This window comes from Meridianimarinicoccus marinus (genome assembly GCF_040689105.1).
GTDB classification, from domain to species: Bacteria; Pseudomonadota; Alphaproteobacteria; order Rhodobacterales; family Rhodobacteraceae; genus Meridianimarinicoccus; species Meridianimarinicoccus marinus.
Window position 1 is genome coordinate 1 of the sequence record NZ_JBFBVU010000152.1, and the last position, 234, is coordinate 234.

Sequence of the window (234 nt, forward strand, 5' to 3'; positions counted from 1 at the left end):
CAGGCGGGCCAGAGGCTGCAGGCCACGGGCTTTGGCGGTGGCTGCGTCCATCAGCACCACGGCAGCAGCGGCGTCGTTGATGCCGGAGGCATTACCGGCTGTCACGGTGCCGTTTTCCTTCAGGAAGGCGGGCTTGAGCTTGGCCATGTCGGCCAGGCTGGCGTTGGCGCGGAAATGCTCGTCGGTGGCGTAGGCCACATCGCCCTTCTTGCTCTTGAGCATGACGGGCAGGAT

General features: G+C 65.8%; 1 protein-coding gene. It reads right to left on the bottom strand.

Features of this window, described 5'->3' with window-relative positions:
* Positions 1-234 (bottom strand): thiolase family protein (locus AB0T83_RS20545; protein WP_494516553.1); only part of this gene is annotated, 234 nt, incomplete at both ends.